This is a genomic window from Bradyrhizobium sp. WSM4874 (assembly GCF_055811835.1).
The window spans coordinates 82430-104333 of sequence record NZ_JBVVPR010000007.1 but is presented as its reverse complement, the minus strand read 5'-3'; the positions used below and the strand labels follow the sequence as shown (position 1 = coordinate 104333).

Annotated in this window: 22 protein-coding genes; 13 read left to right on the top strand and 9 right to left on the bottom strand. The window is 63.3% G+C overall.

Going from position 1 to position 21904, the window contains the following annotated elements; genetic code table 11:
- Window positions 1-951: an oxygenase MpaB family protein gene (locus tag AC0L3P_RS09755; RefSeq protein ID WP_473301730.1), complete on the top strand. Its 951-nt coding sequence runs from the start codon at window positions 1-3 to the stop codon at window positions 949-951.
- A gap of 131 nt (window positions 952-1082) precedes the next feature.
- On the opposite strand, the gene glgA is transcribed toward AC0L3P_RS09755, so the two are convergent.
- Entirely contained in the window at window positions 1083-2498 is a 1416-nt protein-coding gene (glgA, locus tag AC0L3P_RS09750; protein ID WP_473301729.1) for a glycogen synthase GlgA, read from the bottom strand.
- 194 nt (window positions 2499-2692) lie between these two features.
- Here glgA and AC0L3P_RS09745 point away from each other — a divergent pair, with 194 nt between their 5' ends.
- The 3 genes from AC0L3P_RS09745 to AC0L3P_RS09735 all read left to right on the top strand — a co-directional run bounded on the left by AC0L3P_RS09745 (window position 2693) and on the right by AC0L3P_RS09735 (window position 6315).
- On the top strand, window positions 2693-3889 hold the full coding sequence (locus AC0L3P_RS09745) for a CaiB/BaiF CoA transferase family protein (RefSeq protein ID WP_473301728.1): 1197 nt from the start codon (window positions 2693-2695) through the stop codon (window positions 3887-3889).
- Between the two features lie 147 nt (window positions 3890-4036).
- Entirely contained in the window at window positions 4037-5104 is a 1068-nt protein-coding gene (locus AC0L3P_RS09740) for an alcohol dehydrogenase (RefSeq protein WP_473301727.1), read from the top strand.
- Between the two features lie 131 nt (window positions 5105-5235).
- Window positions 5236-6315, top strand: coding sequence for an isocitrate/isopropylmalate dehydrogenase family protein (locus tag AC0L3P_RS09735; protein ID WP_473301726.1), 1080 nt, complete (start codon window positions 5236-5238; stop codon window positions 6313-6315).
- Between the two features lie 33 nt (window positions 6316-6348).
- Here the strand turns inward: AC0L3P_RS09735 and AC0L3P_RS09730 are convergent, their stop codons facing one another.
- The 5 genes from AC0L3P_RS09730 to AC0L3P_RS09710 form a co-directional block, all read right to left on the bottom strand.
- Window positions 6349-6633, bottom strand: a complete 285-nt coding sequence (locus AC0L3P_RS09730; protein WP_473301725.1) for a hypothetical protein — start codon at window positions 6631-6633, stop codon at window positions 6349-6351.
- Between the two features lie 186 nt (window positions 6634-6819).
- On the bottom strand, window positions 6820-7641 hold the full coding sequence (locus AC0L3P_RS09725; RefSeq protein ID WP_473301724.1) for an enoyl-CoA hydratase: 822 nt from the start codon (window positions 7639-7641) through the stop codon (window positions 6820-6822).
- Window positions 7642-7752: 111 nt separating this feature from the next.
- A complete protein-coding gene (locus tag AC0L3P_RS09720) occupies window positions 7753-9102 on the bottom strand; it encodes a L,D-transpeptidase family protein (RefSeq protein WP_473301723.1) in 1350 nt (449 codons plus the stop codon).
- 374 nt (window positions 9103-9476) lie between these two features.
- Window positions 9477-9848 (bottom strand): helix-turn-helix domain-containing protein, encoded by a 372-nt coding sequence (locus tag AC0L3P_RS09715; protein ID WP_026233304.1) that lies wholly within the window; start codon window positions 9846-9848, stop codon window positions 9477-9479.
- Window positions 9849-9877: 29 nt separating this feature from the next.
- A complete protein-coding gene (locus AC0L3P_RS09710; RefSeq protein ID WP_275170430.1) occupies window positions 9878-10924 on the bottom strand; it encodes a LysR family transcriptional regulator in 1047 nt (348 codons plus the stop codon).
- A gap of 203 nt (window positions 10925-11127) precedes the next feature.
- Here AC0L3P_RS09710 and AC0L3P_RS09705 point away from each other — a divergent pair, with 203 nt between their 5' ends.
- The 5 genes from AC0L3P_RS09705 to AC0L3P_RS09685 all read left to right on the top strand — a co-directional run bounded on the left by AC0L3P_RS09705 (window position 11128) and on the right by AC0L3P_RS09685 (window position 14845).
- Window positions 11128-11445, top strand: coding sequence for a hypothetical protein (locus tag AC0L3P_RS09705; protein WP_354207223.1), 318 nt, complete (start codon window positions 11128-11130; stop codon window positions 11443-11445).
- A 14-nt stretch (window positions 11446-11459) separates the two neighbouring features.
- On the top strand, window positions 11460-11726 hold the full coding sequence (locus tag AC0L3P_RS09700; protein WP_106942703.1) for a hypothetical protein: 267 nt from the start codon (window positions 11460-11462) through the stop codon (window positions 11724-11726).
- Window positions 11727-11932: 206 nt separating this feature from the next.
- Window positions 11933-12664 (top strand): cytochrome c biogenesis CcdA family protein, encoded by a 732-nt coding sequence (locus AC0L3P_RS09695; RefSeq protein WP_354056625.1) that lies wholly within the window; start codon window positions 11933-11935, stop codon window positions 12662-12664.
- Between the two features lie 160 nt (window positions 12665-12824).
- The gene (locus AC0L3P_RS09690; protein WP_275170433.1) at window positions 12825-13097 is read left to right on the top strand and encodes a hypothetical protein; all 273 of its coding nucleotides are present in this window, start codon (window positions 12825-12827) and stop codon (window positions 13095-13097) included.
- A 197-nt stretch (window positions 13098-13294) separates the two neighbouring features.
- Complete coding sequence (locus AC0L3P_RS09685; protein WP_473301722.1) at window positions 13295-14845, top strand: peroxidase family protein; 1551 nt, start codon at window positions 13295-13297, stop codon at window positions 14843-14845.
- 77 nt (window positions 14846-14922) lie between these two features.
- Here AC0L3P_RS09685 and AC0L3P_RS09680 read toward each other — a convergent pair whose 3' ends face one another.
- The 3 genes from AC0L3P_RS09680 to AC0L3P_RS09670 form a co-directional block, all read right to left on the bottom strand.
- Window positions 14923-16056, bottom strand: a complete 1134-nt coding sequence (locus tag AC0L3P_RS09680; RefSeq protein ID WP_473301721.1) for a mandelate racemase/muconate lactonizing enzyme family protein — start codon at window positions 16054-16056, stop codon at window positions 14923-14925.
- A gap of 15 nt (window positions 16057-16071) precedes the next feature.
- The gene (locus tag AC0L3P_RS09675; RefSeq protein ID WP_473301796.1) at window positions 16072-17529 is read right to left on the bottom strand and encodes a sensor histidine kinase; all 1458 of its coding nucleotides are present in this window, start codon (window positions 17527-17529) and stop codon (window positions 16072-16074) included.
- A 351-nt stretch (window positions 17530-17880) separates the two neighbouring features.
- The gene (locus AC0L3P_RS09670) at window positions 17881-18225 is read right to left on the bottom strand and encodes a DUF1236 domain-containing protein (RefSeq protein WP_275170436.1); all 345 of its coding nucleotides are present in this window, start codon (window positions 18223-18225) and stop codon (window positions 17881-17883) included.
- 138 nt (window positions 18226-18363) lie between these two features.
- Between AC0L3P_RS09670 and AC0L3P_RS09665 the strand changes: the two genes are divergently transcribed.
- The 4 genes from AC0L3P_RS09665 to AC0L3P_RS09650 all read left to right on the top strand — a co-directional run bounded on the left by AC0L3P_RS09665 (window position 18364) and on the right by AC0L3P_RS09650 (window position 21888).
- A complete protein-coding gene (locus AC0L3P_RS09665) occupies window positions 18364-18597 on the top strand; it encodes a hypothetical protein (protein ID WP_275170437.1) in 234 nt (77 codons plus the stop codon).
- Window positions 18598-18973: 376 nt separating this feature from the next.
- Window positions 18974-19972: a TRAP transporter substrate-binding protein gene (locus AC0L3P_RS09660; protein ID WP_275170438.1), complete on the top strand. Its 999-nt coding sequence runs from the start codon at window positions 18974-18976 to the stop codon at window positions 19970-19972.
- Between the two features lie 84 nt (window positions 19973-20056).
- Window positions 20057-20572, top strand: a complete 516-nt coding sequence (locus tag AC0L3P_RS09655) for a TRAP transporter small permease (RefSeq protein ID WP_354056619.1) — start codon at window positions 20057-20059, stop codon at window positions 20570-20572.
- Window positions 20569-21888, top strand: coding sequence for a TRAP transporter large permease (locus tag AC0L3P_RS09650; RefSeq protein ID WP_354207210.1), 1320 nt, complete (start codon window positions 20569-20571; stop codon window positions 21886-21888). Before AC0L3P_RS09655 ends, AC0L3P_RS09650 begins: the two co-directional genes overlap by 4 nt.
- Window positions 21889-21904 lie beyond the last annotated feature (16 nt).

Sequence of the window (21904 nt, the reverse complement as noted above, 5' to 3'; positions counted from 1 at the left end):
GTGGTGTCGGGAAGCGATCTGGAACTGGCGCTTGATCACGTCCGTGCTGATATGGCGGGACCGGTTGCCGGCGTGTTCGGTCCTGATACGGTGACCTGGCAGATCGACCGCGAGGCCGTGATCTTCCTCGGCGCGGGCCGGGCGCTGCTCCTTCAACTCGCGCATCCCTGGGTCGCGGCTGCCATCGCCGAGCACTCGAAAACCTTGGCTGATCCGATTGGCCGCTTCCATCGCACCTTCGACATCGTCTTTGCCATGGTGTTCGGCTCGCTTGACCGCGCGCTGTTATCGTCGCGGCAATTGCACCGGCGCCACAGCATGATCGTCGGCGAGATGCCGGAGACTGTCGGTCCGTTCGCGGCAGGCTCGCGCTACTGTGCCAACGACATCCCGTCGCTGCGCTGGGTTCATGCCACGCTGGTCGAGACCGCGCTGATGGCGCATGATCTGGTTTTGCCGCCGCTCTCGGTAGAGGAGCGCGAGCGCTACTGGGCCGAGAGTCGGTTGTTCGGTGCGTTGTTCGGATTGACCGGCGATGATCTGGCCGCGGACTGGGCTGACTTTGCGGCCTATACGGCGGCGATGGCGCAGTCAGACACGCTGACCGTCAGCCCGGCCGCGCGCGAGATCGCCGCGCAGATCTTTGGTGGCGCGCGCCCGTGGTTGCGTCCGCCGCGCTGGTATCGCGCGCTCACGGCAAGCCTGCTGCCGGAACGCCTGCGTGCTGGGTTTGGGTTCGAACTTGATGAGCGCGATGAGAGGGCAGCCGAAAATGCGCTCCGATGGATACGGCGCGTCTACCCCAAATTGCCAGACCGGTTGCGCTATGTCGGTCCCTACCAGGAAGCGCAAGCGCGGTTGCGCGGCGAGCCGCAGCCGGACTGGATGACACGGTGCCTCAACAGAGCCTGGATCGGCCGGCCGCAGATGGATCAGCGCGGGAAGGGGTGAAGTCCTCCGCGGCTGCCACAAACCACTGTCATTGCGAGGAGCCCTTTGCGACGAAGCAATCCAGGCTGCTGCCATGGAAACAGTCTGGATTGCTTCGCTACGCTCGCAATGACGAGGAAACACCCCGCTTCTCACACCGACGCCAGCTTCCGGTACAGCGCGTTGTAGCTGCCGGCCGGGATGCTCCAGGAGAACGACCGCCCCATCGCGCTGCGACGCATGGTGTCGAGCTGGTCCTGCGCCATGAAGGCGGAGAACGCGCGGCGGACGCCGCCGAGGAAGGATTCGTGCGAAGGTTTTGAGAACAGGAAGCCGGTTTCGCCGTCGGTGATGGTCTCGGCGAGGCCGCCGGTCTGATGGCCGATCGGCAGCGAGCCGAAGCGCTGGGCGTACATCTGGCTGAGCCCGCAGGGCTCGAAGCGCGACGGCATCAATGTGAAGTCGCTGCCGGCGAAGATGCGCCGCGCCTGGGCGTCGTTGAAGCCAATCACGACCCCGATCGCGTCAGGCCGTCGGCGATGCGCGTCAATCAGCGCCTGCTCGAGCGCCGGCTCGCCGGAGCCGGTGACCACGATCTGCCCGCCGGCATCGACGATCTCGTCGGCTGCCGCCAGCACGAGGTCGATACCCTTCTGGTGCACCAGCCGGGCGACGATGCCGAACATCGGGCCGCGCGACACCGCAAGCCCGAACTGCTTGCGCACATAGTCCGCGTTGGCCTTCTTGCCGATCCAGTCGCCGGCGCCGAACTGCTGAGCAAGCTGAGCGCAGGAGCGGGGGTCCCAGCTCTCGTCGATGCCGTTGAGGATGCCGGTGAGCTCGGCCGCGTCGGAACGGACTCGAAGCAGGCCTTCGAGACCGCAGCCGAATTCATCCGTGGTGATCTCCCGCGCATAGGTGCCGCTGACTGTGGTGAGATGCGAGGCGTAGACCAGTCCGGCCTTGAGAAAGGAGAGCTGGTCGTAGAACTCGACGCCGTCGATGTGGAAGGAGCTCTCCGGTGCGCCGATCCGCCGCAGCGAGTCCTTCGGGAAGAGGCCCTGATAGGCGAGGTTGTGAATGGTCAGGATCGACGGCAGCTTGGAGCCGCGCCAGGCGAGGTAGGCCGGCACGAGCGAAGCCTGCCAGTCATTGGCATGGATCAGGTCTGCTGCCCAATCCTTGTCCAGCGTGCCCATCGCGAGCTCAGCGGCGGCCGAGGCAAAGCGCGCGAAACGGATGTCGTTGTCGGGCCAGTCGCGCCCGGACTCGTCGCCATAGGGGTTGCCGGGCCGGTCGTAAAGTTGCGAGCACAGCAGCACATAGACCGGCAGGCCGTCCTTGGTCGCGGCGCGGCCGAGCGAGCAGGCCGGCATCTCCGCGAACGCCGGACAGCGGCCAACGATCTGAATATGCGTGAGTTGTTCGATGATGTCGCGATAGCCGGGCAGCATGACCCGGATGTCGGCGAAGGGACGAAGGGCTCGGGGGAGTGCAGCGGAAACGGCTCCGAGTCCGCCAACGCGGACAAAGTCGTCCATCTCCGTTGTAACGAACAAGACCCTCAAGAACTGCTGCCCTCTGCCGGAGCCCGATTGCTGCTATGCAAGAACGGGTCCAGTTGCCCCGGATTTCCCAAGCCCGCCCGTGAGACGTGTCTCTTCGGTAAAGACTTTCCTACTCAGGCGCCGCCCTCTAGGGTCGGCGCACCAACAACAGAGAACTTCGATAAGTTCCTAGTGACCCGAGGGCGCAAGCAGGCATGCAGCTATCAGATAAGCATGAGGGGACGACGACAAAGGCCTTTGCCGGCCTCAGGGTCCTGGATTTTTCGACCACCATCGCCGGTCCCCACTGTGCGCGCATGCTCGCCGACATGGGCGCCGACGTCATCAAGATCGAGACCGACGGCGGCGAGACGATGCGGACCCGGCCGCCGCTGCGCAAGGGCTGCAGCACCGTGTTCGGCCAGCTCAATGTCGGCAAGAAGAGCGTCGTGCTCGACCTCAAGTCCGAGGACGGCAAGGAGGCGGTCCGCCGGCTGGCCGCGACCGCCGACATCCTGGTCGAGAACTTCCGCCCCGGCGTGATGCACCGGCTGCGGCTCGACTACGACAGAATGCGCGCCGTCAACCCGAAGCTGATCTACTGCTCGATCTCCGGCTACGGCCAGAGCGGCCCGTCGGCCGAACTGCCGGCCTATGCGCCGGTGATCCATGCAGCCTCCGGCTACGACATGGCGCATCTCGCCTACCAGCCCGGCCGCAGCCGCCCGGATTATTGCGGCATCTACCATGCCGACGTCGTCACCGGCACCTACGGGTTCGGCGCGATCGCGTCGGCGCTCTACCAGCGAACGGTCACCGGGCTCGGCCAGCACATCGACGTTTCCATGCTCGAATCGATGCTGACGCTGACGGTGATCGAGTTGCAGAACTCGCAGTTCACCGTGAAGCCGCCGCCGCGCCCGATGTTTGGGCCGACTGAGACCGCGAGCGGTTATGTCATGATCACGGTTGCCAGCGAGAAGACGTTTCAGGGACTGATGGGGGTGATCGGCCGCCCCGAATGGATCTCCGATCCGCGCTTCGCCACCTACGCCGCGCGTCGCGACCATTGGGCCGACTTGATGGACGGTGTCGAGGCCTGGTCGCGGCAGCTCTCGACCGAGGCCTGTCTTGTCGCGCTAGGTGCGGCGGGCGTGCCGGCTTCGGCCTACCGCACCGTGTCCGAGGCGCTGGCCGATCCGCAACTCGCGCATCGTGAGGCGCTCTCGTCTGTAGAAGACGGAGGCGGCTCGTTCCAGGTCCTCAATCTGCCGTTCCGGATGACCGGTGCCGACACGGCACCGGGCAAGACGATGGCCGTGCTTGGCGAGCACACGGACCGGCTGCGCGCGGAGATCGGGCTCCCCGACGATGGACCAATTCCGTCAGGCAAAACAGCCGCGCAAAGCTGACGGACAGCTTCGTGCAGCAAGCAATGCGGCTTTGCGTGTGGTCGGCTTGCCATCATCCGTCGGCCTAAACTAGACAGGTCCGAGTTTGTCTCGTTCTGCCGCCCATGCGATGGTGGCGGCGATAGAAAAGTATCCGGGAGGACACCGATGAAAAGTTTCAAGGTCGCCGATTTCAAGGCACCGCTGCAGGAGTTCGACGAAGCGACGCCGCAGCCGTCCGGCACGCAGGTGCTCATCAAGGTCAAGGCCGCCGGCGTCTGCCACAGCGACCTCCACATCTGGGAAGGCGGCTACGATCTCGGCCACGGTCGCAAGCCGCTGTCGCTGAAGGACCGCGGCATCAACCTGCCGCTGACCATGGGGCACGAGACCGTCGGCGAGGTCCTTGCCTTCGGCCCGGACGTGAAGTCGTCGGACCAGGGCGATGTGAAGATCGGCGATGTCGGGCTGGTCTATCCCTGGATCGGTTGCGGCAAATGCGCGACTTGTCTCGACGGCGATGAGAACATGTGCCTGACGCCACGCTCGCTCGGCGTCTATTGCGACGGTGGTTATTCCGACCACATGCTGGTGCCGCACCCGCGCTATCTGCTCAATCTTAGAGGCCTCGATCCCGCGTCGGCTGCGCCCTACGCCTGCTCGGGCGTCACGACCTACAGCGCGCTGAAGAAGCTCGAGCAGCACTTCGACACGCCAATTGTGATGTTCGGCGCCGGCGGACTCGGCCTGATGGCACTGTCGCTGCTGAAGGCGATGGGCGGCAAGGGCGCGATCATGGTCGATATCGACGCGAAGAAACGCGAAGCCGCGGAGAAGGCCGGCGCACTCGCGACCGTCGATCCCAAGGCGCCCGACGCGCTGGAGCAGCTTGCGAAGAAAGCCGGTGGTCCCATCCGCGCCGTGCTCGATCTCGTCGGCAACGCCGCCACCACGCAACTCGGCTTCGACTGCCTGACCAAGGGCGGCAAGCTCGTCATCGTCGGCCTGTTCGGCGGCGGGGCGACCTGGGCGCTGCCGCTGATTCCGATCAAGGCGGTGACGATCCAGGGCAGCTACGTCGGCAATCTACGCGAGACGCAGGAGCTGCTCGACCTCGTGCGAGCGAAGAACATAGCGCCGATCCCCGTGACGCGGCAGCCGCTCGCCAAGGCCAACGACGCGCTGGTGCAGTTGCAGCAGGGCGCGGTGGTTGGCCGCACGGTGCTGACGCCGTAACCAACGCTCCATCCTCCGTCATTGCGAGGAGCGAAGCGACGAAGCAATCCAGATTGTCTCCGCAGATGCAGTTCTGGATTGCTTCGCTTCGCTCGCAATGACGACTTAGCTCGCTCCTCCTGAGGCTTTCCATGTCCGCAAATAACGCCTTCCACATTGCCGTGCTCGCCGGTGACGGCATCGGTCCCGAAGTCATGGCACCGGCCATCGAAGTCCTGCGCAAGATCGAGACGAAATCCGGCCTGAGCTTCCGCTTCACCGAGGCGCCGGCGGGTGCCACCAACTATCTCGTCACCGGCAAATCGATGCCCGATACCACGATCAAGCTGTGCGAGGAGGCGGACGCGATCCTGCTCGGCGCCTGCGGCCTGCCGTCGGTGCGCTATCCCGATAACACCGAGATTGCGCCGCAGATCGAGCTGCGCTTCATCTTCGATCTCTATGCCGGTGTGCGCCCGGCGCGGCTCATTCCGGGCGTGCCGAGCCCGATCGTCGGCGCCGACCAGCGCGGCATCGATCTCGTCGTGATCAGGGAGTCCACCGAGGGCCTGTTCGCCTCGATGGGCAAGGGCGTCGTCACCCACGAGGACGCGCGCGAAACCATGGTGATCACGCGCAGGACGTCCGAGCGCCTGTTCGAGTTCTCGTTTCGCCTCGCCGAGCGGCGCAAGGCGCGCGGCAAGCCGGGGATGCTGGCTTGCGTCGACAAGGCGAACGTGTTCAAGGCCTTTGCGTTCTTCCGCGGCATCTTCGACGAGATCGCCAAGCGCCATCCGGAGGTGAAGACCGACCGGCTCTATGTCGATGCCTGTTCGGCGATGCTGGTGAAGCGTCCCTGGGACTTCGACGTGATGGTGATGGAGAACATGTTCGGCGACATCGTCTCCGACATCACCGCGAGCCTGATCGGCGGCCTCGGCATGGCGCCGTCGGCCGACATCGGCGATAAGTACGCCGTGTTCCAGCCGTGCCACGGGACCGCGCCCGACATCATGGGGCAGGGCAAGGCCAATCCCACCGGCATGATCCTGTCGGCTGCAATGATGCTGGACTGGCTCGCCGACAAGCACGGCGTCGAGGGTGCGGTTGAGGCCGGCGAGCAAATTGAGCGCGCCGTTGATGAGGTCTACGCCGGCGGCCTCAAGCCGATGGAGTTCGGCGGCAGCAACGGCACCGCCGACATCACGAAGGCGGTGCTCGGGGCTCTTTAGTCGAAGAAGAGGGGCCTCTCGGCCCCTCGTGGTTCACCAGCGACGCCAGTGGCGGTGGCCGCCCCAGCCCCAGGGACGCCCGCCGTAGAAGCGTCGCGGGCCGCCGTAATAGCCGTAGGCGCCGTAATAATTCGGACGCCAGAAGCAGCGGCCCCACGGGTTACACACCCAACGAACCTGATCGACTTCGGCTGCCGGGCCGCTCGCGATACGGTCGGCCTGCGGAATGCCGTTCGGCATCGCCGCGAGTGCCTGTCCTGACGCGAGCGCTGCGCCGCTCAGGGCAGCCAGACCGAGAACAGCAAATTTCAGTTTCATCGCAATCTCCCTCGTTTGATGGCGAGAGAACTTCCAGCAAATCAGCTGGTTGCTATGGTGTTGCAGGGGCGTGGGAATTTAATCTTCCTGAATGCATGTTCACGTTGCCTGCCATCACTGCGAAGAGCCAAGCGACGAGCGGCAGAGACACTCTGGATTGTTTCATTTTGCTCGCTGACGACGGAGTCACCGTCCCTGGAACTGCGGCTTGCGCTTCTCCATGAAGGCCTGCCGGCCCTCGCGAAAATCGCCACTGTCCATGCAGGCGTTGCCGACCGCCCTGATCGCCTCCATGTCGCGCGCGCTTTCGTCCTTCAGCACCTGCGCGATGGTGAGCTTGGCGGCCTTGATCGCGAGCGGCGCATTTTGCGAGATCGTCTCGGCGATCGCCATGGTCTCACCCCAGAGCTGATCCTCCGGAACCACCCGCTCGACCAGCCCGATGCGCAGCGCTTCGGTGGAATCGATGCGCATGCCCGTGTACATCAGGAGCCGGGCCCAGGACGGTCCGACCAGCGACACCAGGTGCTTCAATCCATCATAACCGTAGGCGATGCCGAGTTTCGCCGCGGGAATGCCGAACTGGCTTCCATGGGAGGCGATGCGGATGTCGGCGAGCATTGCCACCTGCATGCCGCCGCCGAGACAGAAACCCTGGATACAGGCAATCGTCGGCTTGGGATAATCGGCAAGCAGCGCGCGCTGGGCGGCGCTGCGTTTTGCGTATTCCTCGGAGGCAGCTGCGTTGTGGCGCGTCTTCTCGAACTGGCTGATGTCGGCGCCCGACACGAAGGCCTTGCCACCGGCGCCGCGCAGGATCACGACCCGCACGGCAGCGTCGTCGCGCAAGGCTGTCAACGCCTCGCCAAATCCCTCCCACATCTCCAGCGACATCGCATTGCGCTTGTCGGGATTGTTGAAGGTGATCACGCCGACGCCACCGGCTGTGTGCTTGAGGATCTTGCCGTCGGCGTAGGGAATTTCGGTCGTGCTTGATATGTCGGACATCGCGCTCGCTTTCGTTGGCGAGGCGCAATGTTCGGCCGGGGCGAGGCCAGGGTCAACCGCGGCAACGGAGGTGGCTTTGCAGCCGCCTGTGCCGCGATTGCATGGCGCGATCTATCTCGTCATGTGCGCCGTTAACGGATGGCTGCCGGCACTGCTGAAGAAGGCCGCCTCTTCGGCGGTGGCCTCCAGGAGCTGCTCGTCCTGGTGATAGACGTCGCTGCGGAACTGGACGGTCTGGTCTTTGGTCATCCACGCCGTGAGGTAGATCCAGGCCACCGGCACTTTCTTCGCCATGGCGACCTCGAGATGCTGGCCGCTGGCGATGCCCGCGTCGATCGCGGCGCGGTTCCATTTCGGCTGGTCCTTCAAGAGCCAGGCGGCGAGATCGCGCACATTATCGACGCGCGAGCAGCCATGAGAATCGAAGCGGTAATCGTCGCTGAACAGATTGCGCTGGTTGGTGTCGTGCATGTAGACCGAATAGGAATTCGGCATGTCGATCTTGACCGCGCCGAGCGCGTTGAACGTGCCGTTGTGCTGGCGCACGGTGAAATTCGGCGTATGCGTGCCCGACCAGTCGACCGAATTCGGGTCGATCGGATTGTCGTGGGCGTCGAGCACCTCCATGTGCATGCGCGACAGATAGGTGGGATCCTTGCGCATATGCGCGGAGATCTCGGTCTTGGCGATCGAGGCGGGCACCGTCCAGGTCGGATTGAGAACGACGCTGCTGATCTGGGTCGTCAGCGTCGGCGAGGGCTTTTCGGTCTTGCCGACGATCACGCGATAGCGCCTCACCACGACGTCGTTCTCGATCGCTTCGGCGAAGGCGGCGGGAATGTTGACGACGACATAGCGCTGGCCGAAGCCGAAATTCATGTTCTCGAGCCGCTGCAGCGAAGCCTCCAGCTGCCGGATACGCTTCTGCACCGGCACGTTCATCGCCGCGATCGTGCGGGGCGTCATCGTTCCGGTCGGCGCGAGGCCGTGGCGGGCCTGGAAGCGTTTCACGGCGTCGGCGAGATCCTGGTCGAAGGCGCCGCTCGCCTTGTCGGCGGCAAGATCGCCGGAGACGATCAGCCGCTTGCGCAGGAGATCGTCATTGGTGCCCTGGGCGCCGGGCGCGAATTTGGCGTCTGCCGGGATCGCCGGCCAGCCGCCCCGCACGGCGAGATCAGAATAGCTCAGCGCTGCATCCTTGATGCGCTGGGCGGAGCCCTCGTCATAGGTCGGCTCGTGCGTCAGCGCGAGCGCGGCGGCCGAGCGGCTCTCTGCCGTCGAAGCGGACGCCGGCGCGGCAGTTTTCGGTGCGGCTGCGTGGGCCGGATTGGCGGTGGCCGGCACCGTGCCAGCCGCAGTCGCCGGCTTGGGCCCAGCCTGTCCAATGGTCTCGGTCTGAGCAAGCGCGGAGGCGCTCGTAAGCATGCCGACGGCAATGATCATCGCATGGCGTTTCGACATGTGTCCCATCTTCCCCATGAGAACGAGGCCCGGACGGGCGCTCGCATCGGCAATTCCCGGTCGTCGCGCTGATTCGAGAAATCGGCGGGAGGCTAGCGCCTCCCGGTTGCGGCTCCCTTAAGTACGGCGCATCGCGAGCTCCGCACGTCGGACGGCGGTCTCTGGATTGGGTCGCGACAGGGCCGGAACGGGTTCGCGCAAACTGCAGGCGACGGCGGGAAAAATGGTCAACAAAAAGGGGCGGTCATGCCGCCCCGAGAAGTCCGCGCAAGCACGCGGGCCGGATAGATCTCGTCCGGGTCTCGTCCAATCCAGCCGCGCCCCGTGACGCGGCGGATTGAACATCGGGCGGAAAGGCGCGGACGCCGATCGGCTCAGGCTTCGTTCGCTGCGATCGATTCCATCAGCGAGACGAGCTGACGCTGCACTGTCTGGTCCTTGATCTTGCTGTAGGCGCGCAGCAGGCGGAGGCTGAAGGCCGAGTCCAGGAAGAGCAGGCTCTCGACTTCGCGCGCCTTGTTGTCGCCGTCATAGAAGAAGGTCACGGGCACATCGAGAGCGGTGGCGATCTGCTGAAGCCGGGCTGCGCCGACGCGATTGACGCCCTTCTCGTACTTCTGGACCTGCTGGAAACTGACGCCGAGCTTCTCGCCGAGCTCGGCCTGCGAGACCTTCATCTCGACGCGCCGCAGACGGATCCGCTTGCCCAGCTCAATGTCCGGCTTGCCGGCACTGCGCTGCTTCATTCTCTTCGCCGCTGTCTTCATCTTTTTTCTCATCGGTCTTCGGTTGAAAACCCCCCGAAGAGCTGGGTCAGGGGTTCGCCCATATACTCGTCCTTGAATTCATGCGGGTGCACGAACTCTTCCTTAAACCACGGGAAACGCGCCGGATTGAAGGCTTCGATCAGCCAGTCAATCATGTGCCGCACGCGCGGAATCCGGCCGCTACCAGGGTGGTAGGACAACCAGATATCCAGCGATCTGTTCAGCTCGATCTCCAGTGGAATCAACTTCCCGCCAAGCGCAACGGCGTAGCTCGGGAATACGCCGATTCCGGCGCCATTCGCGACCGCCCAGTAATTGGCGCTCGAGACGTTGGTCTTCATGACCAGAAGGTCACGCTCCGGAACGCCGGGGAAGAAGCTCTCGAAAGTTTGCTTGGCGTCGAGCTGGTCGGCGAACTGCAGCACCAGGCGGTGCTTGATCAACTCCATCGCCGAGCGCGGCGCGCCATGTTTTGAAATGTATTTCTCGGAGGCCCAGAACATCAGATGCATGCGGCCGAGCCGCACCAGCTTGACGTCGAGCGCGGAAGGCCGCGACAGGTGAATGGCGACGTCGGCCTCGTGGCGGGAGACGTCGGCCGAGCGCATCGCGCAGTGCAGGTCGACCAGGATCTTCGGATAGGCCTGCTGGAATTCGACCAGTCGCGGGGCGAGCCAGAATGTGCCAAGTCCCTCGGTGACTGCGACGCGGACTTCGCCGGACAGGGCGTTCGCTGTCGAATCGCTGGTGCGCAGCACGTCGAAGGCAGCCGCCTCCATTTTCTCGACGGCGGAGACCACCAGCGCGCCTTCGTCGGTCAGACGGGTGCCGTGGACGTCGCGGGTGAACAGGGTGGTGCCGGTCTGGCGTTCGAAATCATCGATCCGGCGGCGGACGGCGTTGATCGACAGCGACAGGCGCTCGGCCGCCGAGCGGAAACTTCCGCATCGGACGACTTCCAGGAAAATGCGCGCCGCATCCCAGTCCGACAGGCCGCTGATGTTTGTCTTTGGGCGTTCCTCCAGTGGAACGCCCCTTTCCGCCAAGGAGTGCATACAAGTCCCTTCGGGTCGCTAAACTGGCAGAATCTGGGGCAAACCACAACCACGGCGGGTTGGGGAACGACGAGTTTTGAACGTCATCCTTACTGCGCCGCAGTGGTATTCTGGTGCTGCCAGGACTGGGAACAAGGGCTGGAAATCGGGCAAACCATCGCCCGCATGAGGGGTGTGGCGTGAGTTCCGTTGTGAGCCGTGACATGGCTGCGGGATCGTCGGCGCTGTCCGCAATGAACGTCCTTGCGCGCGAGCCGGTGCCGCCTTCCGAGATGGATCAATTGCAGTACGCCAAGCGTTTTACCACCGAGCGTTTTACCACCGAGTGTTTTACGATCGAGCGTTCGACGACTGAGCGCTTCGACGACGGCCGGCGGGGCGAAGCGGCACGCGCCGGAACCGCGGTTTCAAGGCAGAAACACACTGAAATCATGTTCGGGGGCGCAGTGGCCTCGTGTTATCCTCGACGCTCCATGGGGGCCAAAGAGGTCGTCACAACCACGTCTCACAGGCCGAATTAGCGGAAAGAACGCCGGTGTCGCATTCAGACGAACAATTGCAGTCGGTGCTGGAAACGCTCGAAGAGTGCCGCCGGGTGCTCAACGAGAGCAACAGCCGCGAGTCGGCCGAGCTGCTGTCCATTGTCATCCTGGACGTGCGGATGAAACTCAAAGGAATTGACAGTGCCGATCTCAAGGCACTGTGCGACGAAATGTTGCGGAGCGCGACCAGCGAACCGCAGCCCCCCTCCAAGCAGACGCAGGACCAGCCCCGGCGTCCGCTGCTCCGCGTGGTGAAGTAGCCGCGCCGCCGAGCCTCGCTTTTTGGCGAGATTTGTGCGTGTCCCGATGCCGCATCTGTGATCACAGACGGCATCGGGAGGAGCCCTGGTTTTGAGCGCCTCAGTTGCGCATTCGCTGGCATCGGCTACACCAGAGCCGGTTCGGCTCCGGGCCGCGCGCATTCCCCGCGCGCCGCATCGGCGCCTGAGATGGCTCCGACTGCATCATGCAAAATGTTTCGATCCCGGCGGCGCTGATTGCCGGCCTCGTCAGCTTCCTCTCCCCTTGCGTCCTGCCGCTGGTCCCGCCCTACCTGATCTATTTGACGGGCGCGACGATCGAGCATGTCGAAAGCGACGAGCCCGCATCAGTCTCCAAACGCGCGATCATGATGTCGGCGCTCCTGTTCGTGCTCGGCTTCTCCACGGTGTTCGTGGCGCTCGGCGCCAGCGCCTCGCTGATCGGCGGGCTGATCCGCGCCTGGTCGGCCGAACTCTCGATCCTCGCCGGCATCGTCATCATCGTCATGGGCCTGCACTTCCTGGGCCTGACGCGAATCGGTCTGTTGATGCGCGAGGGACGCTTGACCGCGCCCAAGCCCGTCGGCCTCTGGGGCGCTTATGTGATGGGGCTCGCCTTTGCCTTCGGCTGGACGCCCTGCATCGGCCCGATCCTCGCCGCGATCCTCTCGGTCGCCGCGGCCGAAGCGACGGTGGCCAAGGGCGCCGGCCTGCTCGCGGTCTATTCGGCCGGCCTCGGCATTCCCTTCCTGATCGCCGCCCTGATGATCGAGCAGTTTTCCACCCTGTTCGCGCGCATGAAGGGCCATCTCGTCAATGTCGAGCGCGCCATGGGCGTCCTGATGGTGATCACCGGCATTGGATTTCTCACCGGCGCGGTCTCGAATGTGAGCATCTGGCTGCTGGAGACGTTTCCGGCGTTGCAGACGTTCGGTTAGGGCGCAGCGGAGGCACCAGCGGGAGACCGGGTTTTCACGGATGAAACCTGAAAGGAACCGTTGAGGACCTCCGACCATGCTCGCACTGCGGAGCCCAACGAAATCAAACCTTTTCCATCCCGAGACGTTGGAGGAGCGGAAACCGCATGGTGGAGATCTCGTGACCAAGACACTGCTCTTAGAATCCTTGTCGAACAACGTCGCTTTGGTCGCCTGGCAATTTGTAGGTCAACCGTTGCCGGAGTGGCCGAATTGGGTCCAGTCAACCTGCTCGCTCCAAAGGGATGCCGAAGGAAAGTTCGAGCTCCGGCACGAGCGGCGCAGCGGCGCTCAAATTGTCTATCTCGGCGAGTGGCTCGTGAGAGATCTGGATGGCGGCGTCGACTTCTACACCGACGCCGAGATCTGGGCGCGGTTCGCCGCGAAGCGCTAGGCGATCAACTGAGCGGGTCCGGGTGGGGCAAAACGCCTCGCCCGCAAGGACACACTTCGGATGCAATCTGAGGTAATATTTCATTCTACTGCACCCAGAGGGGCAAATTTCAAAAGCGTATACTGAAACGAGAATTTTTGACCAATCGACAATCCCGGCGCCCCTCTTCCTCACAGCATTTTGCGCAGGAGCAATCGATGGGAACCGAAGTCAACGTTCAACCCGGTCATGGCAAAGCCGGACGTCACCCGACGCGGCAATTTCTGGATACGCTTTCCGGACACGAAGATCCGGGCATGTTTGGTCGGATGTTTCCGACTCTCGAACCGCTGGCCGTCGACGACGGTCCGCTCCATGCACTCGCCGATGCGATGAAGGATCCCACCCCAGGCGATCCCACGGGAAACAGTGCCAACGTACCTGCCGGCTTTACCTATCTCGGGCAATTCATCGATCATGACATCACACTGGATCTGACCTCCTTTGGCGACAAGGAGGCCGATCCAACGGCCGTCGAGAATTTTCGTACACCGGCGCTCGATCTCGACAGCGTCTACGGTCTGGGACCGGACGGAAGTCGCCATTTGTACGCGCGCAATTCGGCGAGCGACAATGGCAAGAGCCCGGGTCCCAAGCTGCTGATCGGCAAAACCGTCAACGTCGGTGCCGGTAACATCACGGGAGATCATCGTAACGACCTTCCGCGCAGTCCCGAAGGGTTTGCCTTGATCGGCGACCATCGCAATGACGAGAATCTGCTGGTTGCGCAAACTCACCTTGCGATGCTGAAGTTTCACAACAAGGTCTGCGATCAGCTCGCTGCGTCAGGCAAGCCGCAGGGCGAGATCTTCGAAGAAGCGCGCCGGATGGTCACCTGGCACTATCAATGGATGGTCTTGCACGATTTTGTGGAGCGGATCACCGAAAAAGGCATGGTGGCGAAGATCCTCGAGCAGGGACGGCGCTTCTACCGCTTCAAGAAGACACCCTACATGCCTGTTGAGTTTTCCGCCGCGGTCTACCGTCTCGGCCACAGCATGGTCCGCGAGGTCTATAGCCACAACAGAATCTTCACGCCTGGCGGCGTCGTTCCTGCGACGCTCGATCTGCTGTTCAAGTTTACAGGGCTTTCGGGAGGAATCATCGGAGATCTCGCGCCCAATCCGATTCAACCGCCGCTCCCGCTTCCGGTGCTCTCCAGCAACTGGATTATTGACTGGCGCCGCTTCCACGAGATTCTGCCGTCCAATCCGCCAGGTGTTGCATTCAATCCGTCTCGCAAGATCGACCCCTTTGTCGTGCCGCAACTCCACACCTTGCCTGGTGACGGCAGCAGCCTGCCGTTCCGAAATCTCAAGCGCGGGGTGCTGTTGGGATTGCCGTCCGGGCAGGACATCGCCAAGGCCATGAAAATCAAAAATCCTCTGACGCCGGCCGAAATCTCGAAGGGGACCGACGGTGCGGTAGCGAAGACACATGGTCTGCACGAACACACCCCGCTCTGGTACTACATCCTCAAGGAGGCGGAGCAGCGGGGCGGCGGCGAAAGGCTCGGACCGGTTGGAGCGACGCTTCTTGCCGAGGTTTTTGTCGGTCTCGTCCATGGCGATCATCAATCGTACCTTTGGCTCAAGGGCAAGAGCTGGAAGCCAACACTTCCATCAAAAGTGCCGGGCGAATTCACGATGGCCGACCTGCTGCGCTTTGTCGGGGATATCAGCCCGATCGACGGCATCTCGACCGTCTAGAGGTTTGGCGATCCGGCGGACACACGAACTGGGCCGCGAGGCGGCCCAGTTCGGCGCCGGCGAGGCAAGTCCATGCGTTAATTCGCGGCAAATCGCGCAAATGCCCCGCGATCGATCTCGATGCCAAGTCCCGGGCCGTCCGGGACTCGCACGATGCCCTTCGCGTGCTCGATCGGCTCCTTCAAAATGGCCTGCCGGATCGGATGTTCGGTGCGGTCGAATTCAAGCATCGGCTCGAGCGGTGACAGCGAAGTCGGCGTGTGCGAGGGCAGCACGGCGAGGAGCTGGAGCGAGGCGGCGATCGCGATGCCGGTGCCCCAGACATGCGGATTGTAGCGGATGCCGAACGCCTCGCTCATGTCGGCAATCTTCTTGCATTCACTCAAACCACCTGCCGCGCAGGTGTCGGGCTGGGCGATGTCAAGCGCGTGCGAGACGAACAGCTCGCGGAAGCCGAAGCGCGTGAATTCGCATTCGCCGCCGGCGACCGGAATCGTGAGCGCGGATTTCACCGCGCGATAGCCCGCTATGTCCTCCGGCGGCACCGGCTCCTCGAACCATCCGATGTCATGGCGCTCGATCAGGCGGCCGAGCCGGATCGCCGCGACCGCGTCATAGGCGTGGTTCGCATCGACCATCAGCGCGACATCGGGGCCGATCGCTTCGCGCACCGCGCGGGTGACCGCGGCATCCTCCGCGATGCCGAAACCGACTTTCAGCTTCACGGCGCGGAATCCCTCGGCGGCATAACCCGCCGCTTCCTCCGGCAGATATTCGAGCGGATCGCCTGACTTGCGCCGGTAGAGACCGGTTGCATAGGCCGAAACCTGCTTGCGCGCGGCGCCGCCAAGAAGCTGATGCACGGGTACGCCAAAATGCTTGCCCTTGATGTCCCAGAGCGCGATGTCGATACCGCTCATCCCCTGGATCACGACGCCCTTCTGGCCGTGATCGCGCAAGCGCGCGTAAACCATCTGCCACAGCACGTCCGTGCGCAACGGATCCTCGCCGATCAGCCACGGCGCGATACTTTGCACCACCGCCGCCGTGATGCGTGCCGGACCATAGCATTCACCCCAGCCGACAAGGCCGTTATCGGTCTTGATCTCGACAAGCATCGCGGTGCGTGTGTCGTACCAGGCGCGCGAATAGGCAAAGGGCTGCGACAGCTTTGCTTCGAGGATGTGCGTGTGAATGCTTGCAATCTTCATCGCCGATGTCTCCGTTCACCGCGCCTCGTCCAGCGTGCAAATCACCGTGCAGACCACGCCGCGGGGCAGGAAGTCGACCGTTGCCTCGCCGCCGAGCTGGTCGCGAGCGCTACGCTCGATCAGGCGTGAGCCGAAGCCGCGCTGCACCGGTGCCGTCACCGGCGGTCCGCCGATCTCGGTCCAGATCAGGCGCAGCCGCGGCTTCGGCGCCTCGGCAAGGACCTCCCACTCCAGCGTCACCCGGCCGGTCTCGTTGGACAGCGCACCGTATTTCGCGGCATTGGTGGCGATCTCGTGCACGATCATCGACAGCACCACGGCGAGCCGCGGCGACAGCGGCACCGGGGGGCCAGTCATGCGGATGCGCTCTGGATTGTTCAGCAGGAACGGCTGTAGCGCGCGGGTGATCACGTCCCGCAGCTCGGAGCCCGCCCATTTCTCCTGGCTCAGCAAATTGTGCGCTTCGGCCAGCGCGCCCAGCCGACCCTCGAATTTCGTCCGCTCGTCCCGGCTGGCGCTGCGGAAGGTCTGCACTGCGATCGCCTGCATCAAGGCGAGCGTGTTCTTGACGCGATGGTTGAGCTCGTCGATCAGGAGATTGTGCAGCATCTCGCCGCGCGCGATCGTGGTTGCCATCCTGACCGCGAAGGTCAGGCCGGTCAGCAGCAGGATGCCGCCGATCAGGCTGGTGATCGCGATGTTGCGCCAGAGCGGCGCGATCAGCGAGCTCTCGGCGACGCCGGCCACGATGGTCCAGCCGGTCAGCCGCGACCTCGTATAGACGGTGGACAACGCAACACCGTCGAGCGAAACCGTCGAGAGTGCGGCTTCCGGCGTGCGCAACATACTCTCATACAGTGTGCCCGTAGCCCGTTTGCCGAACGTCTCCGTCGGATTCGGCGTGCGCGCGAATACGAAGGCCTTGGTGTCGAGCAGGGAAACCGTCCAATCCCGGTCGGGCCGTTGCTTCTCGACCAGGTCCTGAAAGATGCTGACGGGCGGGCTGAAGCAGAGGTCGTAGATCACTTCGCCGTCGCGGAGCACCGGAACCTCGACCGTAAGCACCTGCCGGCCGTTGATCGCGCCGGTGAACAGGTCGGAATATTGCGGCGACCTGGTCGCAAACACCTTCTCGATGACCTCGAGATGACCGCGTGGCGGCAGGCTCGCGGTGTCCTCGGTCGCGGAGGAAAACAACAGCCGGCCCTTGCGATCGGAAATCAACACGAGGCCGCCCTTGCCGTACTGATCGACGAAGCCGAGCGCGATGCGGCGGAAATTCTGGAAGTCGTCATTGCGCAGCGAATTCGTCAGCGCAAGCACCTGCAGGCCGCCGGTCATCCGCTGCACCTCGGAGTCCAGCACGAGGCGCATGCTGCGCACGTTCTCCAGCACGCGGCGGGTCGCGTCGTTGCGGTCCTGCTTGTAATTGTAGACGGCAATACCGACCGCGAAGACGATCAGCGGCAACATCGTTCCCGTGACCAGAAGAGCGAGCCGGACCGGCAAAGTGAGCTTTGACAAACGCAGGCGTCCCGGTTCCAGCGCAGGCGAGCGCCGGATTTATGATTTTGGGAGACCATAGGGGCGGGATTTGCGCTGCGCCATAATTTTTTCGCAGCTGGACGAACCGTCTAGAGGCGATACCTTACAGCGCAGTTGGGATGCCTGCGCCTCAGCTCATGCTGACTGCGGTCAGTAGTAGACACATGGCGTAGACGGCCGCCAGGCTGAGCCCGGCGATCCGGGCCTCGCGATGCGATTTCATAACTTCAACTCCCAGAGAGGGCGGCCGCCTCCACGGCAGCCGCCCCAACACCTGGATCAATCAATTTCCTGAACGACGGTGCGCGAGCCGGGATCGACGAGCATCACGCGTTCGCCGGAGTAGACGTAGCGATATTTCGTGAGGGACGGGCCCCAGTCGGCCGGAACGGCCTCGAGCTCGACGTCGCTCGGCACCGCCGCACCGACAACGATCTTTTCCTTCGTCGTCACCGGACGGATACGGTGCTCGGTGACGTAGGATTTGATCTTGGTTCGGTACTGCGGCTCGATCTGAACGGCCGCCGCATGGCCGGTCCCGGTCGTCGTCACGACGGTGGATTGCGCGAAGGCACCGGTCGAAATCAGAGCCGCCGCGGCGGAAAGCAGGAACAACTTCTTCATCTCGTTCTCCTCGTTTGAAGATGCGCCGCAACAACCCCTCATCGCGGACGGCGTTCCCGGCCCCTGGAACTAATTGCCGGTTTTTCCCGTTTGTAGATGACCGGGCGAAACGGCTCGGGCTCTGGAGGAGGACTACAGATGAAGCTAAAAATTGCCACTGCAGCACTGATGGTTGCGGCAATATCCCTGCCGGCGTTCGCGGCCGACGAGTTCTACGTCGTGCAGGACGTCAAGACCAAGAAGTGCACGATCGTCGACAAGAAGCCGACGGACACGTCCATGACCGTCGTCAGCCCGTCAGGCACGATCTACAAGTCGCGCACCGAGGCTGAAAGCGGCATGAAGACCGTCAAGGTCTGCACGTCGAACTGAGGAGGATGACAAATGCCAGTTCTGATTCTGTGGGCCGTGCCGGCCGTGCTGGTGCTCGGCGGCGGCATCTATCTGATCGGCCATTTGCATTAAAGCGCACTGGAAGGCGAGCGGGTCTGTGCGTGCAGCGCACAGGTCCGCAAGCCATCTGTCTGCGGAGGAGGCCGCCCCTCAGCCTCCCAAGGCATCGGCTGGACGCAAGTTGCAGTGCAACAGTTCGCGAAAAGTGGTGGCCCTGCGACGAAGAGGACCTCCCGCGCACACGAAATGACTTCCGTCGCGCCGACGTTTTTCATACGCTTCCCACTCGCAAGCCGCATACCGGCTGCGCTCACGGCCCGGCGACAGGGCCGGAGCATCAAAAGGAGGGGAGACGATGAAGCGAAGATCATTTCTCGCTGGGATCGGCGCGACCACTGCGGCGGCTGCGATTGGCATGCCGTCGATCATCCGGGCGCAGTCGCCGATCACGCTGAACGGCGCGGTCCAGTTCAACGACGACCACGCCTTCAACCGGGCACTGCTCCGGTTCGAAGAGCTGGTGAAGAAGTATTACGGCAAGCCTGTCAACTTCACGCTGCACAGGAATTCCTCGCTCGGCCTCGAAAAGCAGTATTTCGAGTACATGTCGCAGGGCAAAGCCGTCGATTACGGCATCGTCTCGCCGGCTCACATGTCGACCTTCGCCAAGGCGGCCCCGTTCATCGATGCGCCCTTCGTGTTCAAGGGCATCGAACACATGAACAAGGTCGTCGAAGCCAATATCCTGGCGCCGATCGCCGACGAAGTCGCAGCCAAGGCCGAGGTCGTTCTGATCGGCTATTCCGGCGGTGGCATCCGCAACATTTTCGCGAACAAGCCGCTCAAGAACCTCGCCGACCTCAAGAGCCTCAAGGTGCGCGTACAAGGCGCGCCGATCTGGTCGAAGACCTTTGCCGCCGTGGGCATGAGCCCGACGGTGATCGCCTATAACGAGATCTACAACGCGATCCAGAACGGCGTGATATCGGCCGGCGAGAACGAGGCGGCAGGCGTCGAGGCAATGAAGTTCTACGAAGTGGCCCCGCATCTCAACCTGACCCAGCACGCCGTGTCGATCCGGCCGATCTGCTTCTCGGTGAAGACATTGAAGACCCTGCCGAAGGAGTTGCAGGACGCGATCATGAAGGCCGGCAAGGAGGCCGGCGACTACGGCCGGCAACTGGAGTCGAGCGAAGAGGTCGTCAAGCTCGACACGCTCGAGAAGGCCGGCAAGCTCAAGCGCGTTCCTTTCGAAGAGCGGGACGCCATGAAGAAGCTCGCCGATCCCGTGATGGCCACCTACGCCAAGGAAATCGGCGCGGAAGGCATTTTCGAGAAGATCAACGTCGTCTGAGAACTGTCGCCGCCCACGTGACAGGACGTCGGGGCAAGCCGGACGGCTTGCCCCATTGCGTGATCGTGATCCCCCGGAGTCGTAATGACCGAAATATCGATGCCACCGAACCCGTCGCCATGGCGCCGAGCAACGGCGGCCTATGCAAAACTGCTGGAAATTCTGCTCGCCGCCTCTGTCGGCATTCTGGTCATTCCGGTCACGTTGCAGATCATCTCGCGCTACACGCCATTGATTCCGTCCTACATCTGGACCGAGGAGATGGCGCGGTTCATGTTCATCTGGACAATCATGATCGGTGCCATGGTCGGCATCAGAGAGTCGCAGCATTTTGAAGTCGACGTCTGGCCTAACCTGTCACGCCGAAGCGAGGCCATGGTGCGGATTCTTGCGCGACTCGGCGTGCTGGCGCTGGCGCTGGTGTTCGTATCCGCCGGACTCGAGTTCACCCGCTTTGCCTGGAACAGAACGTCGGAGCTGGCCGATCTGCCGCTTTGGATGATCCACGTCGCCTGGCCGGTTGCCGGCGTGACCTGGATCGTGTTCGCCGGTGAACAGATTATCGACGAGATGCGGATTCTGGTTGGGGCAAATCAATGAGCGGCAATATACTTTCTGCCGGACAGGCCGCGATGGTCCTGTTCGGTACTTTCGTTGGCCTGCTCATCATACGCGTGCCGGTCGCCTTCGCGCTCGGCCTTGCCTGCGTGCCGATCCTGCTGATCGAGCCGCATCTGTCACTGATGACGCTCGCGCAGGAAACCTTCAACGCCTATAATTCATTCATCCTGCTGGCGGTGCCGTTCTTCCTGCTCACCGCCAATTTGATGAGCATCGGCGGCATCACCGACCGGCTGGTCGCGCTGTCCCGCTCGATGGTCGGGCACTGGCCGGGGTCGCTGGCGCAGATCAACGTCGTGCTGTCGGTGTTCTTTGCCGGCATCTCCGGCTCCTCCACCGCGGACGCGGCGAGCCAGTCCAAGATCTTCATCGATGCCCAGACCAAGGAGGGCTACGACCTCTCGTTCTCGATCGCCATCACCGCCGTCTCGGCCGTGCTCGCCGTCATCATCCCGCCCTCGATCCTGATGATCGTCTGGGGCGGGCTGATCTCGACCTCGATCGCCGCGATGTACCTGGCCGGCATCGTGCCGGGTCTGCTGATCGCGGGCGCACAGATGGCGACCGTGCATGTCTACGCGACGCGTCGCGGTTATCCGACCTATCCGAAAGCAAGCTGGGCCGAGATGCGCTGCGCCATCTGGCGGTCGATACCGGCGCTGATGACGCCGTTCATCATCGTCGGCGGCATTCTGCTCGGATGGTTCACGGCGACCGAATCCGCCTGCGTTGCGGTGCTTTATTCCGTGGCGCTGTCGACGTTCTTCTACCGTGAAACCGGCGCGCGCGAACTCTACAAGGCGTTGCTCGACACCGGGCGTCTGGCCGGGGTCGCGCTGTTCTGCGTGGGCACCGCAAGCGCGTTCGGCTGGCTGCTGGCCTACTACAAGATTCCGCAGGAACTGCTGGCCAACGTCTCGACCTGGGGCATGGGCGCGATCGGGGCGGGCTTCTTCATCGCGCTCTGCTTTCTGGTGGTGGGCTGCTTCCTCGACGCCATTCCGGCGATCATCATCGTCGGCACTGTGCTGGAGCCGCTCGCCAGGTCCGTAGACCTCCATCCCGTCCAGTTCGCGATCATTTCCATCATATCGCTCGCCTTCGGGCTGGTGACCCCACCCTATGGCTTATGTCTGATGATCGCCTGTTCGATCGCCGGCGTACGGCTGCGCTATGCCCTGAAGGACACGGTAATCATGCTGATTCCGATGCTGCTTGTGCTGGCGGCCGTCATCGTCTGGCCAAGCGTGTCGCTGTTCCTGCCGCGTCTGATCGTGCCGGAGATGTTGAAATGAGCGGGGGGGGTGATCC

Coding starts and splice junctions, on each gene's coding strand:
- AC0L3P_RS09745 (WP_473301728.1), top strand. CDS start 2,693: ATGCAGCTATCAGATAAGCATGAGGGGACGACGACAAAGGCCTTTGCC.
- AC0L3P_RS09740 (WP_473301727.1), top strand. CDS start 4,037: ATGAAAAGTTTCAAGGTCGCCGATTTCAAGGCACCGCTGCAGGAGTTC.
- AC0L3P_RS09735 (WP_473301726.1), top strand. CDS start 5,236: ATGTCCGCAAATAACGCCTTCCACATTGCCGTGCTCGCCGGTGACGGC.
- AC0L3P_RS09730 (WP_473301725.1), bottom strand. CDS start 6,633: ATGAAACTGAAATTTGCTGTTCTCGGTCTGGCTGCCCTGAGCGGCGCA.
- AC0L3P_RS09725 (WP_473301724.1), bottom strand. CDS start 7,641: ATGTCCGACATATCAAGCACGACCGAAATTCCCTACGCCGACGGCAAG.
- AC0L3P_RS09720 (WP_473301723.1), bottom strand. CDS start 9,102: ATGTCGAAACGCCATGCGATGATCATTGCCGTCGGCATGCTTACGAGC.
- AC0L3P_RS09715 (WP_026233304.1), bottom strand. CDS start 9,848: ATGAAGCAGCGCAGTGCCGGCAAGCCGGACATTGAGCTGGGCAAGCGG.
- AC0L3P_RS09710 (WP_275170430.1), bottom strand. CDS start 10,924: ATGCACTCCTTGGCGGAAAGGGGCGTTCCACTGGAGGAACGCCCAAAG.
- AC0L3P_RS09705 (WP_354207223.1), top strand. CDS start 11,128: ATGGCTGCGGGATCGTCGGCGCTGTCCGCAATGAACGTCCTTGCGCGC.
- AC0L3P_RS09695 (WP_354056625.1), top strand. CDS start 11,933: ATGCAAAATGTTTCGATCCCGGCGGCGCTGATTGCCGGCCTCGTCAGC.
- AC0L3P_RS09685 (WP_473301722.1), top strand. CDS start 13,295: ATGGGAACCGAAGTCAACGTTCAACCCGGTCATGGCAAAGCCGGACGT.
- AC0L3P_RS09680 (WP_473301721.1), bottom strand. CDS start 16,056: ATGAAGATTGCAAGCATTCACACGCACATCCTCGAAGCAAAGCTGTCG.
- AC0L3P_RS09675 (WP_473301796.1), bottom strand. CDS start 17,529: ATGTTGCCGCTGATCGTCTTCGCGGTCGGTATTGCCGTCTACAATTAC.
- AC0L3P_RS09670 (WP_275170436.1), bottom strand. CDS start 18,225: ATGAAGAAGTTGTTCCTGCTTTCCGCCGCGGCGGCTCTGATTTCGACC.
- AC0L3P_RS09665 (WP_275170437.1), top strand. CDS start 18,364: ATGAAGCTAAAAATTGCCACTGCAGCACTGATGGTTGCGGCAATATCC.
- AC0L3P_RS09660 (WP_275170438.1), top strand. CDS start 18,974: ATGAAGCGAAGATCATTTCTCGCTGGGATCGGCGCGACCACTGCGGCG.
- AC0L3P_RS09655 (WP_354056619.1), top strand. CDS start 20,057: ATGACCGAAATATCGATGCCACCGAACCCGTCGCCATGGCGCCGAGCA.
- AC0L3P_RS09650 (WP_354207210.1), top strand. CDS start 20,569: ATGAGCGGCAATATACTTTCTGCCGGACAGGCCGCGATGGTCCTGTTC.